The organism is Fibrella arboris, assembly GCF_041321095.1.
GTDB classification, from domain to species: domain Bacteria; phylum Bacteroidota; class Bacteroidia; order Cytophagales; family Spirosomataceae; genus Fibrella; species Fibrella arboris.
In genome coordinates this window covers 40,952-56,809 of record NZ_JBGGWE010000018.1, presented here as the reverse complement: position 1 = coordinate 56,809, position 15,858 = coordinate 40,952, and the positions used below count along the sequence as shown (strand labels likewise).

The 15,858-nt window shown below is 46.5% G+C and carries 16 protein-coding genes; 2 read left to right on the top strand and 14 right to left on the bottom strand.

The annotated features are described in order from the left end of the window. Window positions 1-182: 182 nt before the first annotated feature. A complete protein-coding gene (locus tag ACAW75_RS23550; RefSeq protein ID WP_370731226.1) occupies window positions 183-1,157 on the top strand; it encodes an ArdC family protein in 975 nt (324 codons plus the stop codon). A 231-nt stretch (window positions 1,158-1,388) separates the two neighbouring features. Here the strand turns inward: ACAW75_RS23550 and ACAW75_RS23545 are convergent, their stop codons facing one another. From ACAW75_RS23545 to ACAW75_RS23480, 14 genes are all read right to left on the bottom strand, one after another. After that, window positions 1,389-1,550 (bottom strand): hypothetical protein, encoded by a 162-nt coding sequence (locus tag ACAW75_RS23545; RefSeq protein ID WP_370731225.1) that lies wholly within the window; start codon window positions 1,548-1,550, stop codon window positions 1,389-1,391. An 83-nt stretch (window positions 1,551-1,633) separates the two neighbouring features. Beyond that, a complete protein-coding gene (traN, locus tag ACAW75_RS23540) occupies window positions 1,634-2,752 on the bottom strand; it encodes a conjugative transposon protein TraN (RefSeq protein WP_370731224.1) in 1,119 nt (372 codons plus the stop codon). A gap of 26 nt (window positions 2,753-2,778) precedes the next feature. Next, window positions 2,779-4,101 carry a conjugative transposon protein TraM gene (traM, locus tag ACAW75_RS23535; RefSeq protein WP_370731223.1) on the bottom strand — a complete coding sequence of 441 codons (1,323 nt, stop codon included), beginning with the start codon at window positions 4,099-4,101 and terminating at the stop codon, window positions 2,779-2,781. Window positions 4,102-4,371: 270 nt separating this feature from the next. Next, window positions 4,372-5,022, bottom strand: a complete 651-nt coding sequence (gene traK, locus ACAW75_RS23530; RefSeq protein WP_370731222.1) for a conjugative transposon protein TraK — start codon at window positions 5,020-5,022, stop codon at window positions 4,372-4,374. A 1-nt stretch (window position 5,023) separates the two neighbouring features. Further along, entirely contained in the window at window positions 5,024-6,076 is a 1,053-nt protein-coding gene (locus ACAW75_RS23525) for a TraJ family protein (protein WP_370731221.1), read from the bottom strand. An 11-nt stretch (window positions 6,077-6,087) separates the two neighbouring features. Further along, window positions 6,088-6,960 (bottom strand): hypothetical protein, encoded by an 873-nt coding sequence (locus ACAW75_RS23520; protein WP_370731220.1) that lies wholly within the window; start codon window positions 6,958-6,960, stop codon window positions 6,088-6,090. After that, complete coding sequence (locus ACAW75_RS23515; protein ID WP_370731291.1) at window positions 6,957-7,820, bottom strand: hypothetical protein; 864 nt, start codon at window positions 7,818-7,820, stop codon at window positions 6,957-6,959. The genes ACAW75_RS23520 and ACAW75_RS23515 overlap by 4 nt, the downstream gene beginning before the upstream one ends. Before the next feature lie 29 nt (window positions 7,821-7,849). Then, the gene (locus tag ACAW75_RS23510) at window positions 7,850-10,387 is read right to left on the bottom strand and encodes a TraG family conjugative transposon ATPase (protein ID WP_370731219.1); all 2,538 of its coding nucleotides are present in this window, start codon (window positions 10,385-10,387) and stop codon (window positions 7,850-7,852) included. Then, window positions 10,371-10,697 (bottom strand): DUF4133 domain-containing protein, encoded by a 327-nt coding sequence (locus ACAW75_RS23505; RefSeq protein ID WP_370731218.1) that lies wholly within the window; start codon window positions 10,695-10,697, stop codon window positions 10,371-10,373. The genes ACAW75_RS23510 and ACAW75_RS23505 overlap by 17 nt, the downstream gene beginning before the upstream one ends. A gap of 1 nt (window position 10,698) precedes the next feature. Continuing rightward, entirely contained in the window at window positions 10,699-11,034 is a 336-nt protein-coding gene (locus ACAW75_RS23500) for a DUF4134 domain-containing protein (RefSeq protein ID WP_370731217.1), read from the bottom strand. Window positions 11,035-11,052: 18 nt separating this feature from the next. After that, window positions 11,053-11,322 (bottom strand): DUF4134 family protein, encoded by a 270-nt coding sequence (locus ACAW75_RS23495; protein WP_370731216.1) that lies wholly within the window; start codon window positions 11,320-11,322, stop codon window positions 11,053-11,055. A 92-nt stretch (window positions 11,323-11,414) separates the two neighbouring features. After that, window positions 11,415-12,089: a hypothetical protein gene (locus ACAW75_RS23490; RefSeq protein ID WP_370731215.1), complete on the bottom strand. Its 675-nt coding sequence runs from the start codon at window positions 12,087-12,089 to the stop codon at window positions 11,415-11,417. Next, window positions 12,086-12,637 carry a DUF3408 domain-containing protein gene (locus ACAW75_RS23485; protein WP_370731214.1) on the bottom strand — a complete coding sequence of 184 codons (552 nt, stop codon included), beginning with the start codon at window positions 12,635-12,637 and terminating at the stop codon, window positions 12,086-12,088. Before ACAW75_RS23485 ends, ACAW75_RS23490 begins: the two co-directional genes overlap by 4 nt. Before the next feature lie 3 nt (window positions 12,638-12,640). After that, window positions 12,641-13,351, bottom strand: coding sequence for a ParA family protein (locus tag ACAW75_RS23480; protein ID WP_370731213.1), 711 nt, complete (start codon window positions 13,349-13,351; stop codon window positions 12,641-12,643). A gap of 1,067 nt (window positions 13,352-14,418) precedes the next feature. On the opposite strand from ACAW75_RS23480, the gene ACAW75_RS23475 reads away from it, so the two are divergent. Next, on the top strand, window positions 14,419-15,741 hold the full coding sequence (locus ACAW75_RS23475; RefSeq protein ID WP_370731212.1) for a relaxase/mobilization nuclease domain-containing protein: 1,323 nt from the start codon (window positions 14,419-14,421) through the stop codon (window positions 15,739-15,741). Window positions 15,742-15,858: the final 117 nt, after the last annotated feature.

Sequence of the window (15,858 nt, the reverse complement as noted above, 5' to 3'; positions counted from 1 at the left end):
AACCACGATATTGCACGTTTAGTGCACACAAGAATTCACTACAAAAGTAGTTGATGAAAGGGTGCAGATATTTAATATAAAGGGCTAAAGATCAGGTAATTATCTTGTATAGGTAGCGCTGTTTTCGTATCTTTATAGTGTTCCCATTGCGCGGCACCGACGTGTTACTTCGGGCGAGTATAATGCAAAATGCAAAGGCTTCCGCACAGCGGGGCAGCAAGACCGGGGCCGCGTCCGACCTATACGCCCGTGTTACTGACCTCATCGTTTCTGAACTTGAAAAAGGCTTTATCCCCTGGCGTAAACGGTGGGGTATCCTGCAAGATGGCCGGGTAGAAGTTGCCCAAAATTACATTAGCAAACGCCCCTATACAGGCATAAACAGCGTACTGCTAGGGTGCGCTAGCTATGAACGCCCCTATTTTCTGACGTTCAAACAGGCAACAGAGTTAGGCGGTAATATTCGCAAAGGTGCGCGGGGTAATCTAGTTGTTTTCTGGAGCGTTCTGGAAAAAGAAAAGGAAGTAACGAACACCAAGGGCGAGACAAAAACTAAAAAGGTGGGCGTTCCTCTCCTCAAGCATTATTTTGTTTTCAACGTGGCCGACGTAGAAGGGGTAACCATTGATTTGCCAGAGTTGAAAACACCCGATGTCCTTGACGAAGTGTATAGCTACAATGCCTGTGATGCCGTATATGCAGCTTATTCAAATGCACCCGAAATTGTGCATATTGATCCCGCCCGTGCCTATTACAGCCCGTTGCTTGATGTCGTCAATATGCCCCGACCTACTGCTTTTGATTGCCTCGAAGCGTATTACTGCGTATTGTTTCATGAACTGATTCACTCAACTGGACACCGCGACCGGCTGAACCGGGAGGAGTTAGTCCATTCTGACGGGTTTGGTGGGGAGTTATACGCCAAAGAAGAATTAACAGCCGAAATCGGAGCCTGTTATCTGGCCAGCAATTGCGGCCTTGATCTGACAGACAAGCGGCTCTTGACCAATGCAGCCGCGTACCTGCAAAATTGGCTGTCGGCTTTAAAGAGCGATAAAACGCTGATTTTCCGGGCATCGGGTCAGGCTCAGAAAGCCGTCAATTATGTACTAAATGACGTACCTGAAGAGATTGAGCAGGATGTGGTTGCGGCTTAACACGAGTGTGGCCGGGCGTTAGCCCGGCCACATACTTTCGGAAATTCTACGGCGCATTCACAACTAATGAAATAAGCATTAGTAAATCAACCGCATACAAATAACGAAATAACCTACACATCAAATAAATGCACATACAGCAGGGAGCAGGGGTCTACTTAATAATTAGGTTTGCACGCTGCTACCACTTGACAAACATTACACTTTACTATACCTTTCGGCTAAATAGACTTAAATCCGTTTGGCGGGTAGAAAGGAGTGTGAGCGATGGTAGTGGGATTCGTAGTTTTCTTTCTGTTTTTCTTCATTCGCGGCTTTGTGCAGCAGCGACAACGGCAGCGCATCAATAAGTTGCAACGTGATATTGACCAAATGAATCAGCAGCTGCGCCAACAGCAAGGGCGTCGGTGAGGAATAGAATAAATGAAAAAAGCTCCGCCTAAAACGGAGCTTTACTTTTTTTGATAGTAGGTGCCCTATAATGGTCGTGCCTTCATGATATCCTTGTTTTGTACTTGAAAGGACAGCTCCCGCCCCCCATTCTGTTCACCAATCATAATGAGCAACTGCTTATTGTTTGGGATGGTGAACCGCTGGAAGGCATACACTCGCTCAATTTTCTGATGCCCTCGTACCGTCGTGATAGCTTCGTTGTGCACATAGATTGGTTGTAGCTCAATTTCCTGACGGGACGTCAGTTTAGCTGTTTTGCCATCTACAATGAAGTAACGCACAAAATCAATATCGTAGTTGAGATTTGATTCGTTTTCAATGGCCAGTCGGTAGTAAAGCACGTTCTCCTTCACATATAGGCCACGCAAACGAGCTTCCATTTTGTTGGCCTCAGCTCCGCGATTGCCCCGCCCCCGATTTCGAAGGATTCGATCGCTGGCATAAACAATGTCTGACTGCGTTGCTTTAACCCCGGCAAATTGAATGGTTCCTTCCCGGTCATCACTTCCATTTACGGATTGGGTGTGATCGTTTAAGTTAACCTGGTTGCTATGGTTTACTGGTTTCGAATTTACAGCACCTGCTAGATTGAGGGCCAGGACTGCTGGCGTTTCATTGTAATTAACCACAAAGCTATAGAACTTACCGTCGGTCGTCATCACCGAAAAGTTGGTCTCGTTGAAGCCGATTTGTGAAGCTTTTACTTTCAGTACGTTCTCAACGTCGGCCGCTTTGTCGGCCATGATGCTGCGGCTTCCCAGGTCGACTGACCGTACCGCTGTTGGGAAGATGATCGACACTGTTTTGTTGTACGCTAAATCCACGTAGTACGAGCGTATAACATGCTGAGGTTGTATAAGGGCTTCCGGAGACGTGCGCGGAGCCCCTGAAGCCGACACCAGCTTTATTTCAGGAGAGTTAATGGCGGAACTACTTCCGGCACGAACGGTGCTGTCAGGCTTACTTACCGCTTGTTGTTGAACCAATAATGGAGGGCTATCAGGGACGGGAGATCGGGCAGGTACATCCCGCTTGGTTAGCAACTTCGTATACGTCCGCTTGATATACGTTGGTTTACGTTGCGCTATGGACGGACCCGACAGGATGAGGAGCGCACTAACAGAAAAAATAAGTCGTTTCATACGTTTCAGTAATTACCTGGCTAAACTCATTTGAGCAGTACATAATAGTTTCCTTTCAGCGTAGCTTTCTGCTGGACAATCTTACGTTGAAGAACACTTCGGGCACCAGATAGCCCCGATTGTGCAGCCGATATGCCGGCCATTGTCGCAGCAGCTTTGGCGCTGGTGGCTGAAGCACCACTTAGATTGTAGTTAGCTCCGCTAATCGTCTGCCCCAGGATTTGTTTTCCTTCCTGCGCGGCCAGTACGTTCGGCACAAATACGCCAGGCATTCCGTCCATGTCGTGAACAGTTAGCTTGATTGGAAATATGTGTCCTTCGTACTGAAGATTACTCAGCGTGATACTCACACGTTCTGTCCCAAAACTACCCGTCCCAAAAATTAATGTGTTGGCAGGTATGAGAATACCGCGAAGCGTTACCGGTTCCAATAGACGTAGCTGTACCCGCCCTCCATCGCTTATCTGCTGGTCGTGATGAATGACCGCCCGGATGGTGCCCAGGTCTTCCGTTAAAGCCGATTCCTGCTGCCCCTTCTGGTCCGATGTGTAGAGTCCATAGAAACCATTCAGTCGTCGATTGGTGGTTTCGCCCAGCGTAGAGACGACAGCTCCAGACTCCGCCTTACGGGGCCGCTCTCCTTCCCGGGAAATCGCCGCTTTGGCTTCTTTATCCCGCTTGTACTCTGTTAATAAAGCCAGAAGTCGCTGTCTGTCGTCTACTTGTTTCTGCACATCCCGTCTGGGTAGGGTCGCGTCGTCAAATTCATCCGGTAGTGCCGTTTCTGTATAACCAGTGGAAACAGCCCGAACTCGATTGGTTGAACGAGATCTCCCAACTGTTCTGTTTTGAAGTGGAGGGGGCGAAGGGTTATACAGCGAGTCCATCGCGGCAAATTCCGGATCAGTTGCTTCGGGCATCTTTTTTTGTTTATATAGGTAGGGATCAAGCGTAGCCGGTAAACCCGTTGAGGGCGCTGCTTCAGGTAGAGCAGAGACAACACCTGTTTGCATACCGTTTACAGTGGGCTGCCTACTTAACCCCTGTCGCTGTTCAGCTGCCTGCAGTTCCAACTTAGACTTAGGTACGCTGTCTGTTTGTGCGTTCGGAATCGTTGCGTTTACATTATTGATGAGAGGTTTTTGTTCACCTTCTGTTCCGGCAATGAGAAAATAGGCAGTCGATCCAAGAGCGATTAGCAGAACGGGCGCTGTCATCCAAAATCGTTTATCTTTCAAGACTTCCTGAAACGATTTGCGTGCCGCAGGCGCTTCGGAAGGATCAGGTGTATCCGTAGGTAACGGATTCTCAATGTAAATTTCGGGTTGAGTCGGATCGGTAAGGTTCATGAGTTACACGTTGGGTTTCTGAATGATTAGATACCTTCGAGTTTGACGGCTTCCCTTTAGAGGAAGTATAAAGCAAGACATGTGGCTTGTGCGTCAGATTCATACTAACTGACCACCCGCCCAGTATCAATAGGGTAAAAAAAGCGCCCAGCACGTGCCATTTTCGTTGACGAACAGGTTTACTTTCCCACCCTCTTATCCTTCGGATCACGTTTCTACGCCACAATCGCCAGTGAGCCGGTAGTAGCCAGTAAGCGCGGTGTGACTTGTTCATAAATTCGTATTCTGATTGGATCGCTGAACCGTTTCGATGTCCTGATTCTGCACTACTTTGAATCGCTCAATCATGAAACCATGTGGATTATTGTCCGTCCTGGCCACATCAATGAGGTAGCATTCCGTCACTAATTTTCGGATGGTAATGTTGTTCGCACGGATCAGCAGTTGCCGTCCGCTGGTCACCACTCGATAGGGCGATTGACTGAAATTGACCTCGACTTTATCAATCTCTACCTTCTGGTGTACGTTGCCCTGAATCAACTGTCCATAATATCCCGCTTCCTGAAGATCCTGATACAGCCTGACAACCGAACGGTCGCCGAGGTAGGTGGCTTCTCGGATATTACCTTCCACTTGTTTCTCGTCGGGCTCCAGCGTGAAAAAGAGCCGATGGAATGTTTTTATGTGATCCTTTGCTTCTGCAGGCCGGTTGATATTCTGCTCCTGAGCCAGGGCCACCATAATAGACTTTCCATTGTCGAGGACATATACTTTTTGACGACTGGCTGATACCTCAGCGAAGGCCCAGTAGGCTACGCCCAGCGCGAAAGCTAGGCTTCCAACAACGGCTATGATGGCCAGCCAGCGCACCATTCGGAAGGATGTTTCTAAATTGGTCAGGTAACGAAATTGTCCGTTCATGTTAGATGCTGTTTGACGTCGGTTGCGATTTTGATGATGAGAAAGCGTTGGCAACGGTTCTGCCTAGTGAGGCTGCTCCAGCCCCAGCTGCCTGCCCTGTGCTGGCCCCGGCGACCATTGCTGTCGGTTGCGTAGCCGAACTGATGGCATCGCCCACCCCGGTGGATTCGATAATGTAAGAGGCTATTTTGGGAATAGATAGGTATGCCCCTGCTCCAATGAAGTAGAATATAATCAGCCCCCAATCTGACGAACCCATACCAGTATTTCCGGACCGAAGCTGCTCATCAAAAACGGCAAGATCCTGATTCAGCATGGAGATATGGATCGTCTCCAGAATGGCCCCCAGAATGTTAAGTAGCGGGATGTACAGCAGGATATGAATCAGGCGCGAAAACCAGGCTGCTAAACCTGAATAGAACCATTCGAAGGTGGCCAGTCCAAAGGTAATCGGACCCGTGAGGGCCAGGACAATCAGAAAGAATGTGCTGATCAGTTTGATATAGATAGCCGCCAGGTCATAAAAAATTTCACCCAGCCAACTTAGAAACTGATCAAAATAGTACTGCATTACCCCGCTCACGGCATTTCCTACCAAACTGTTACCGCTACCTGTGGGGCCAAATACTGTTTTAACGACATCCCAAGTACCGATTTCCCCATCTTCGCCGGGCGGAATGAGGATCTTGTCCCAATTCTCTTTGACCTTCGCTTTCTTGACCTGATTCAATCGCTCAACTTCCGCTTTTTGACTGGCCACCATGGAGCTGGTGCCTTTATCCAAAAGTCGCCCTATACCCACCATGCCTTTGACCAGCAGGGGATAACTCAGCAGACATAACGCCAGGGCGAAAGGACGGAGCAGCGGATATACATCAATGGGTTCGGCGCGCGCCATGTGCCCCCAGATTCGGTAAAACACGTAGCAAAGTGCACCGATGAAGCCAATGGCCTGTCCAAAGGCAACCAGGGCTCCAAATCCATCCGAAAACTGGGTAAATACCTCGTCAATGGATGTTTCCAATACGGGCGAAACCAGCAGAATTGCTTGCATACAGTTTAGAGTTATCGGTAGGATTGAGTCCGTAGGTATTTGGTCTGGTACGCTTTTCGATTGCGTTTGTATTTGTAATAGTCCAGCCCCTGCGACGTGATTTTGTCCATAGCCAAGAGCGTTGTGCGACGGGCTTTGCTTTCCTTATCAATTTCGCGAAGCAGCCGAAGCCGATCTGCTGGAGATAGATAAGCCGTTTGTCCCTGCTTTTCCACGAGGTTCATTTTAGCATTAAGCGTTTTGTCGTCAGCCAGCAACGCCGAGCGAGCTGAGGCTAACACGGTCCAGCCGATGTCCTGATCGGCTGGATAGCGCGCATCGATCTCCTCTTTCATCAACCGGGCATTAACGGGATCTGTGATTGTAATGGCGACGGGCAGCCCATCTGTCCACAACGCTTTTACTGACTCATCAATAGCCTCGCGACGAGTGCCTCGCATTACGTCCAACGGGGCTTTGTTCATCGCCTGCTGATAGGCATATTTAACTTTGAAGTCCTGATAACGAACCTTGTTGATCCGCTCCTGACCATCTTTCCAAGTTCTTTTCAGTTTCTCGATGGCTTTAGCTAGGTCCTTATTCTTCTGTTTCTGGTACAACTCCATGATCTCGGTAGCGATAGGAGCGAGTACGGTTGCATCGGCTATCCCTTTCACCACCTCGTCCATAACCTTCTCTTTTATCAATTCACCGTAGTCGAGTCCCGCATCTTTCAGACCTGCCATTATATCGCTTTCCGATACGCGTAATAGTTGGTCAATCTCCGACTGAATGACGTTGCTACCCCGGTTACCTGTTGGTATTGCATTGGCAGAAGGCATCTGTGCGTAGGCAGTACCGGTAACTAAGCCGAGCCATACCAAGTAAAGTGTTCGCTTTTTCATCGAGTCTGGTAGGTAGTGGAGCGGGTACCCACTGTCCGGTTAAGCGTTGAATTTTGCTTGTACAATCCCTGCCGATACGCGTTTTTAGCTATTTCCCGAGATCGGAATTGATAGGTTGCTCGGATTAGAGCCAATGTTTGGTTCATCCGTTTGATGCGGTCGTAGAGATCCGTTCGTACTGCGTTCAGCGCTGATAGCCGCTCCCCTTCTGACATCCATACCGGTTTACTGCCCAGGTTAATAATCGTTTTAACCTCAGCTTCCAGATCCCCCGTCTCCGCAACACCCTGTAGCGCCTGTCGCATCGCTGCTGCTTCTTTAGCTGTAAATGCTGACGTATTCAGAAATTTGTCAGCCGCTTTCTTACTGGCCTCAATGGCATCGGTCAGCTGGTTGAGATTTAGCTCCCGATAGTAAGTAGCAAAAGCAGGTGAAAGCTCTGTGTGTGCTTTTTTCCAGGCATAGTCGACCTTGTAGTTTTGGTATTCGATCTTCTGCTGCTTGGATAAGCCGTCCTTCACCATTGACTGGAGCGACTTGACAGCCGAAATCGGCGACACGTCTAACAGCTGACCCAGGGCATTACCGAGCAATTCGGTGAGTTCATCCTGAATACCCTGCATAATAGAGTTTTCAGTTTCGCCAATGATACCCTCGATTTCACTAGATAGATCATCCCCCAAGCCACCAAGCAAAGACTGGCCTGGTGGCCCATGTTGCCCCGGATTTGTGGTGTCCACTTCGGCCACTATTGGTGTAAAATGTAAGTCATTTGGTACGCCCCTGACACCCGCCTGAATGGGGTTTAGTCCACCAAAAAGGCAAAGGCTGGTCAAGAGCAGTTTGTTGACAGACTGCATCACTTCAGTACAGAAAGAGATTCGCGGATTTAGCGACTAACGAGGGTGCCGGACTTAACTTCTTCGGCGTAGTCGCGCAGGGCCAAATCGTAGTTACCGCCGTAAGCCGCTACCTTTTCTTCGAGCCGCATTTTTTCAGTTTGCTCGGTAGAATAGGCCAGGTACTCCTCGGTCGATACTTCGACGCCATATACTTTTGATTCTTGTCCTCCCCAAGAAATAAAGACCTCTTTGTATTTTCGTTTCGGGTCTAGGTCCCGGTTTAGTGACAGGCAAAGATCTTTTTCCTTATCCGTCAGGGCCAGTAAATCCTTTACATGGGAGAACTTATTGCGGTACTTGCGCTGGTCGAGCAAGATTTTGGTGTCGGCATTGTTGATGATCGAGTCTTTAACAATCTTGTTACCAATAATGTCGTCTACTTCTTGGGTTACGATCCAGGCTTCCCCGAAAAATTTCCGTACCGTTTTGTAGAGGTATTTGATATACTCCGCCATCCCATCTTTCATGATAGCTTTCCAGGCTTCTTCGATGAGAATGATCTTCCGAATCCCACTCAGCTTTCTCATTTTTGAGATGAAGGTATCCATGATGATAATGGTCACCACCGGGAACAGGATCGGGTGATCCTTGATGTTGTCTAACTCGAAGACGATAAACGGAATGTTCAGCAGATCCAGATTCGCCTGGCTATTGAGAAGCTCCTGGTATTCGCCACCCTTATAAAAAGGTCTCAGTACATATATGAAGTTATCGTAGTCAAAATAACCAATTTGCACTTTGTGTTCTTCCAGGTAACGCGGAAAATCCGTTTGCATGAACTCGTAGAATGAGTTGAAACAGGGAAATACATCCGGGTTATTGGATAAGTAGCTCTCAAAATACTGCGTTACCGCATCCGAAAGCGCCGTGTATTCTGACATCGTTTGCCGTTCATCGCTTCGTTTCCAAAGCGTTTGTAGCAATACCTTTATTGCTTCCTTCTTCTCGACGTCGGGTAGCATTCGGTTTTCGATGAAGAACGGATTGAAGTTGATGGGCTCTTCTTCCGAGTAGGTCAGATAAAGTCCACCCAGCATTTCACATAGTCCGCGGTAGGAGTGGCCAACATCAACAATGACCGCATGGCTGCCTTGAACGTGAAAACTTCGCAGCGCGTGGTTGGTGAAAAACGATTTTCCGCTTCCCGATGGGCCAAGTATGAACTTGTTCCGGTTCGTTACCCACCCTTTGTTCATTGGGTGATCAGACAAGTCGACCAGCAACGGCTTCCCGCTCATTCGTTCGACGAGCTTCACCCCGTAATGCGATACTGAATCATAGTAGTTTGTCTCCTGATTAAGGAGGCAAACCGATTGAGGAATAAACGACCAATATTTGTCTTCACTCGGAAGATCGGCCGCGTTACCTGGTATACCTGCCCAGAATAGCCCCAACGCGTCTTTCGTATTTTCACGTGGTCGAACGCCCAACTTGGCGATTGCTGAAGAGACTAGATTACGCAGAACCGGTAAACGGCTCCTGTCTTCTGTCCAAACCTGAATGTTGAAATGCGAACGGACTGGTGTGTATCCAGTCTCGGCCGCGTAACTCAAGTACTGGTTCAACAGCATGGCATTTACTTCGTTATCCTTACCGAAGTTGGCCAGCGATCGCATTTGCGTAGCCCGTTGCTCCAATTTTGGGAAAGCCGCTTGCTTATCTTCAATGAAAATGTACTGGTTATAGATGTGATTACAGGGAAGCATGAGCGAAATCGGAGCCGCATAACTTACGGATACATTCGACCTTTCTGTAGATAGAGCCTCAACCCGGTTGTTGGTGTGCACCCACTCAGGCAGATCATCAATATCTGAGATTGTATAGAATTTAGCGTATTTACCCCCAACCCGTAATTCCTCATCCATCTCCAGATCCGCCAGCGTAACCACCTCATCGCGGAGCGACAAGCTCATATAACGCTCTAATAAGCCAGCTTTTTCACTGGTACCGGCCAACTCAGCAGATCGAAGCCGACGAAGGCCAATCAACCGGCTACTTTCTAGAATCGAACTGAACTGCTCAACACTGTTAAAGAACTCCTCAACTTTGTGCTTATCGCCAACTTCCTTTGGTACCAGACGACCACGCGCTAGCGATGTTTTAACCGCACTCACGTCCCGCCGTTCAGGATGCGTTTTGGTTAAATAAAGGTAGCACTCGTGGTGAAGGTAAGGCCGCTCATTGAAATGCCGTTCACTGGCTCGGTCCAGGAAGGTACGTTGCTTACTGCCTGCTCCTTCACCTGACGTCTGGTAATTTTCCTCTACGAACCAATCCTGCTTGTGCAGGATAGTATAACTTGGTAGTACACCTAATGCTTTGGTCCATACGTTGCACAGGGTGATGTAGTCACCCTGCTCGACACGCCCCTCTCCTACCCCATCGAAGCTTGCATTCAGTGTAAATATTTCTGGCAAGCTGACGGCAAAACAAACCGTCAAATCGCCGTGAACCGAAATGAGGCAATCCTGCTCAATGGCTCTTAGGGGAAATACTTCATGAATGGCTTTACTTTTTAGGTTCATGCCTCAGTTGTTTATACACCCCCGAACTTCTAACCATAATCAATTTAGGCTGTCTGCCTCGCCCTTGTGTTCGGGCCATACCTCGCTCTCCATGCAGCCGGGAGATTCGTACCAGTTGTCCGTAGAGGACCACTAGCCCAACCAGATAAGTACCATAACAGATCAGTCCTGACCAACCTGTGACGATCATAATGAACGTACTTACAACTAACAGACCAACGGCTGCCCCTCCTAACACCATCAGGAAGTTCATTCCTCTAATGCCGAGTACTTGAGGAGGTCTATCCACCCCTTTATTAACACGAAACATGCTAGGCTCCGAAAACGGCTGAAAGTGTCACTACGACTAAGCCTGCAAAAATGAGCGCCCCAAACCACGAGGCTGCTGCTTTTCGGGTATCAGGATCTCCGTTTGACCACTTGCTATACACCGAAATGGCACCAACAATGCCTATGATGGCACAAACTGCGTACATCAAATTGGTTACTACAGTGAACGCTCCCTTTACCTGGGTTGCTGCTGTACTTAACCCTTGTGTACTTAATCCCTGGCCAGGTGCGATATGAGCTACCAATATGCCTGCCACGATTAACGCGATGAGTTGGGCCGCGTTAGAACCCTTCGATTGGTTAAAGCGATTTTGCATTGTTACCCTGTTTTACGTCTAGATGGATTCAAGAATTACAAATGCGATGGCTATGAACAATAAGCCACCAAGCCAGGAAGCACTGGCCTTCCGTACGTCACCCTCTCCATTAGACCATTTGCTGTAAACAGCAATGGCCCCCACTACCCCTACGATGGCTGCAACCCCTTTACCAAGTTGGATCGCTCCTGCCTTAGCGTTCGTTAGTTGCGTCGTTGCTCCCTCAACTGCCTGTTTTAATTCATCCTGGGCAAGAAGCTTTTGACTCAACAGAAAGAGGGTTATCATACTCAAACTGTACAAAGTTGCCCTTCTCATATGTTTAACATATTAAAAATACGACGCTAATATATATAGTATTTTAATTGGGGCAAAATTTTTTAGGCTGTCAAGCTTTCTAGTTGATCGAAGAGCGAGCCATAATCAGGTTGAGAGGTCGGTTTATGCTGTTGGAATAGCCAATCTAATGCCTGGTCATTCTCAAGGTGATACGTATCGATCAACATCTTTAATTCATCCTTTACAAAGTCTGTATCTGCATTTCGCCGTTTGTTCAACTGCGTCATCTTCCGTTGAACTGTACGTACCCGATTTACGTATTCGTTCATTGGCACAAATGCCTGTTCACTTTCTGGCTCTTCAGTGCCTTCGACGTCTACTAATGAGATTGCTTCCTCATCCATCCAATCACAAGTTTCTGGTATCTGATCGGTTTCGTCAGGGTACTCATTTTCGTTTACTGTTCCATCTGTCATCAGAGTTGTGGCGGGCTCAATAATCGGTTTCTCTACTTCTTCATTGAGGCTTCCATACTCCTTCTCAGCTGCCTGTCCGACTGTTGGGGTGAAGCCATCCAATAACCTCCCAAAGTCGGTTCTTGAACGGCCTAAGCCATCTTCTCTTGAAACGTTGATTTCGGGCGAGGGTAACTCAACCACCTGCCTCTTTTTAGATGCAATAGGGCTTCGTCCCCACCATCCATATTCTTTTCCTAAACGGTAACCCTGCCAGCCCGTCAGAGCTAGCAGGGATGCACTGATCCATACTGTTATCATTCGTGTAATTCGGCTTCTTTTTGTTGCAACGTTATTCGCATCATCTCTATTTCAGCCTTGTTATCCATGAAGTGCTGCCGGAATATATTCTCCATGATTTCCTGCATGGATACCTTACTGCCTGTCAGATCGGCGTATCGCTGGAGAAAAGCAATATATGAGTGTGAGCGTTTCGATACGTAAGCCACCTTCGTTGGGCGCTCAAATCCTTTAATTGGTTGCAGATACGTATTTGTGTATTTATCAACCTTTTTACCTGAAGCCGCAGGTTCCTTTTGCCCTTTATTTGGAACCTCTGTTTGCGGCTGGATGGACTCCTCTACCGCTGACACTACCGGCGTTTCTTTTACTGGTTCGTTTGCCAACTGTTCTACTGGTGGTGTTGATGCCTCCAATGTGGGTGCTTCTGGTTTCGGTTCGGGTGTAACAGTTTCCTCTGCATTCCAGCCATAATTTTCTTGAAGCTTACTTAGGTCAGATGAAGACGTAGCCAGGTTAGCCATCGCCCGAAGGGATGCGTCGTCTAAGGTTTTCTTATTTTTAGCCATGGCTTATCCTACTGGTTGATTGATGTTGAGTAACTGATTCAATTCCCCTACCAGGTGCTTAACCTTGTCGCTTGGAAAAAGCGTTGACCGTTCCCGTTTCCAGGTTACAGAGTCAGTTACTCGGTGTTCAAGTATCTGTACATTCCCTCGTTCCCGTACTATATTTTCTATGCCTTGCATCAAGCTCGGATTTTCAGATTTCTTGTACTTGTTCCACAGCATGAATAACTGGTAGTCTGCTCCCTTTGCTTCCCTGAAGCGGTCAAAGAGATCCAATGTTTGCAGTCCGGCTGTAAAGCTCATTTTATCCGCTTCCATCGGGAGTATTACGTAATCCAACTGCGATGCCACCCGGTCGAATCCTTTCACGTTCATCGTTCCTGGCATGTCGATGAAAACCAGTTCATCTTCTCCCCTACCCTTCAGATCTGTAAGGAACATCGCTAATTCTTCGAGTGAACCTTTGTAAACCTTGTACAGCTCACGGTTCATCTCGGGATAAAGCGTAACATATAAACTTTGAATCTCCTCGTCGTTCTGTATGCTTGCCAACTCAGATCGGCGTGTTGCATCAAAGGAGTGTTGAGGAAAGTCAGCATCAATCACGGTTACAGGTTTTCCTACGGTAGTATGGTAGTAGGTGGCCAGCAGCATAGTTAATGTCGTTTTACCGACCCCTCCCTTCTGGGTACATACGGAAATCAGTTTTGCCATCTTGAAAGTGCATTTTTGGATTTAGTGCAATTTTATGAGAAATAATTACTTTATACTGTATTTACTAGCTAAGTTCTTTATTAAATACAATTTTTCTTTATTAAGTACAATTATTAGTAAGTACGTTAATTAATAGTTAAAATATTATTTTATTTATGTAAACTATTAAAATTATAAACTCATAATATTATTAAATGATAAAAATTTAAATTAATAAACTAATAATAATATATTATAATTTTATAGTAAAATAAAAAAGTAATTCTATCATAAAGTAATATTATGATTTTATGATAAGATAGCATGTGCACTTAAAAAGCAATGACATAGTAGTATGATAATGCAATGTTATCATAAATGTTACATACAAGTATCTAATATACAAGCGTTTAGAGGTAATTTTTTGATTAAATTGGATCGTTATTTAAACCATAAAAAAATTGGGTGTAAGCAAAGGAGCTACGTTCAGGCGTTCGGAAAAGCGGACAGTAAGTATCACTCCAGCACTTTGATATAAGAGAAAATAGAGACATCTTTGCATTGGCCACCTGCATATATAACACCCATTAGGCGTGTAATTGCAAGATGTGTTTTGCTACCCGCGAAACTGCCCTGCTTTCATTCTCGATCGAACTTGAATGAAAAACAAGTTGAAAGTCAACTGTACGCAGCGTACAACATAAGGTGGAAGATATAAGAATTGCCAGGAATAAAGGTGGAAGACCTGCGAAAATCGACTCAGAAAGATCGACAGTTAAGCTTAACTGCTGGGTGACTCCCGTTGAAAACAGCCGTATACAGGCAAGATACCTACAAATAAAAGCTGGAAAGAAGCTCCCATTTGCCCAGTTTCTTAAACAGTTACTCTTATCGGAAAAGCAAACGAAAGGACTAAAGCCAGACGAATTGCTACTGACAATCATCATCAATTTGCAGGAAAGGGGACGCCAATTGCAGGTTATCACAGACCTGATCGAAGAGCGAAAGGAGAGCGATCAGTCGATAGTTAAGACAAAAATTAGCGAGGAACTCTTGAGGATTCAGACAACCATCGAACAAATCACAACATGGTTATACGAATCTTAACCGGAAAAGATGTCGCGGGAGCAGTCCGCTACAATGAGCAGAAAGTAGAACAGGGACATGCTGAACGTATCCAAATAGCCAATTATCCTAATAATGAGATAGCCCAGAAACACCATCAATTCAGGCTTCAATTACTCGAACAATACGCTCGTCTAAACCCTGGAATCCAAAAGCCATCAGTGCATTTAGCGATCGCCTTTCATCCAACGGAGGTACTGAGGGCCGATCAGTTGAAAGTGATAGGAGAGAAGGTGATGAGCGAAACAGGTTTTGGTAAACAACCTTACCTGATGTACCAGCATCATGATACTCAACATCCCCATATCCATATAGTAACCGTAGCGGTGGATGCAAATGGGAATAAAATCAGTGACAAATTCATCAAGAACCGGTTGCAAAAAATACGCCGTCGACTTGAAACGATTTACGAGTTAGTGCAAGCCGAACGCGCATCGCTGTCTCAAGAGCCACATAGGATAGGAGAGGGGGCAGGGGTTGATCCACAATCAACCAGGCAGACTATTGCCGATAAAGTAAAGAAGATACTGGATACGTATTCCTTTGGATCTGTGAATAGCTTCAAAAAGTATTTGGGGAGTGAAGGCATCACAATGAATACCAAAGCGGGCCGTAGTCAATCTGGAATAACATACCAGCATATTAACCCTGAGGGAGCTAACAATAGACCTATAAAAGCGAGTAGTCTGCCAAGCCGCCCAACACAGGCTAGGTTGACAGATCTTTTCTCGAATCAGGCAGATCGTCATAAAAGAGAGTGCAAAACAGTAGAAACCCTGCTTCGAAAGCGACTAGCAACTTACCGAACCTTGACCGAACATGACTACAAACAGTCTTTGCGCCAAGTTGGCATCGGGGTACAAGAAACGGAGGGGTCTTACCTCTACATAAATAGTCGGGCCAAGGTGGTTGTGCACGAAACCGAGTTAGAAAAGGACTATACCAGACAAGAATTATTGAAAAGCTTCTCCCAAATGACAGAGCGGAAACCAATAGGAAAGCCTGAATCGGTAAGTCAAAATAACCAGATGACTGATAGTCGGGCACAAACTACGATAAACAGGACAGGAACTCAGAAACGGCAGGTAATTAGAACGAAGGGATTAGCGATAGCCCCAATTGATAACACAGGGGCTAAGGAGGATACCGAAAAGAAAACGAACAAATCAAAAGTGCAGAATCAGACTGGAGGACTGACAGAAAAACCAATTGCTGAGGAGCAGCTTCAAGGTCCGATTAAGAAAAATCAGAAAAAAAATAAGCAGCGGAAGATACGTCGTATGTAAGCAAATAATATATTATATATATGGAACATGGCTTGCCAATAATCAATTAGAGCTTATTTGAACGTTGGGAGGCATTGCGTTGATGAAAATAATATATATCATATATTAGCGGCGAAA

Bases quoted from the DNA above. Each gene is read 5' to 3' on its own strand.
- traN (WP_370731224.1), bottom strand. From the start codon at position 2,752: ATGAAACGACTTATTTTTTCTGTTAGTGCGCTCCTCATCCTGTCGGGT.
- ACAW75_RS23505 (WP_370731218.1), bottom strand. From the start codon at position 10,697: ATGTTTCGTGTTAATAAAGGGGTGGATAGACCTCCTCAAGTACTCGGC.
- ACAW75_RS23485 (WP_370731214.1), bottom strand. From the start codon at position 12,637: ATGGCTAAAAATAAGAAAACCTTAGACGACGCATCCCTTCGGGCGATG.
- ACAW75_RS23520 (WP_370731220.1), bottom strand. From the start codon at position 6,960: ATGAAAAAGCGAACACTTTACTTGGTATGGCTCGGCTTAGTTACCGGT.
- ACAW75_RS23550 (WP_370731226.1), top strand. From the start codon at position 183: ATGCAAAATGCAAAGGCTTCCGCACAGCGGGGCAGCAAGACCGGGGCC.
- ACAW75_RS23495 (WP_370731216.1), bottom strand. From the start codon at position 11,322: ATGATAACCCTCTTTCTGTTGAGTCAAAAGCTTCTTGCCCAGGATGAA.
- ACAW75_RS23515 (WP_370731291.1), bottom strand. From the start codon at position 7,820: ATGCAGTCTGTCAACAAACTGCTCTTGACCAGCCTTTGCCTTTTTGGT.
- ACAW75_RS23490 (WP_370731215.1), bottom strand. From the start codon at position 12,089: ATGATAACAGTATGGATCAGTGCATCCCTGCTAGCTCTGACGGGCTGG.
- ACAW75_RS23510 (WP_370731219.1), bottom strand. From the start codon at position 10,387: ATGAACCTAAAAAGTAAAGCCATTCATGAAGTATTTCCCCTAAGAGCC.
- ACAW75_RS23500 (WP_370731217.1), bottom strand. From the start codon at position 11,034: ATGCAAAATCGCTTTAACCAATCGAAGGGTTCTAACGCGGCCCAACTC.
- ACAW75_RS23480 (WP_370731213.1), bottom strand. From the start codon at position 13,351: ATGGCAAAACTGATTTCCGTATGTACCCAGAAGGGAGGGGTCGGTAAA.
- ACAW75_RS23525 (WP_370731221.1), bottom strand. From the start codon at position 6,076: ATGCAAGCAATTCTGCTGGTTTCGCCCGTATTGGAAACATCCATTGAC.
- traM (WP_370731223.1), bottom strand. From the start codon at position 4,101: ATGAACCTTACCGATCCGACTCAACCCGAAATTTACATTGAGAATCCG.
- traK (WP_370731222.1), bottom strand. From the start codon at position 5,022: ATGAACGGACAATTTCGTTACCTGACCAATTTAGAAACATCCTTCCGA.
- ACAW75_RS23475 (WP_370731212.1), top strand. From the start codon at position 14,419: ATGGTTATACGAATCTTAACCGGAAAAGATGTCGCGGGAGCAGTCCGC.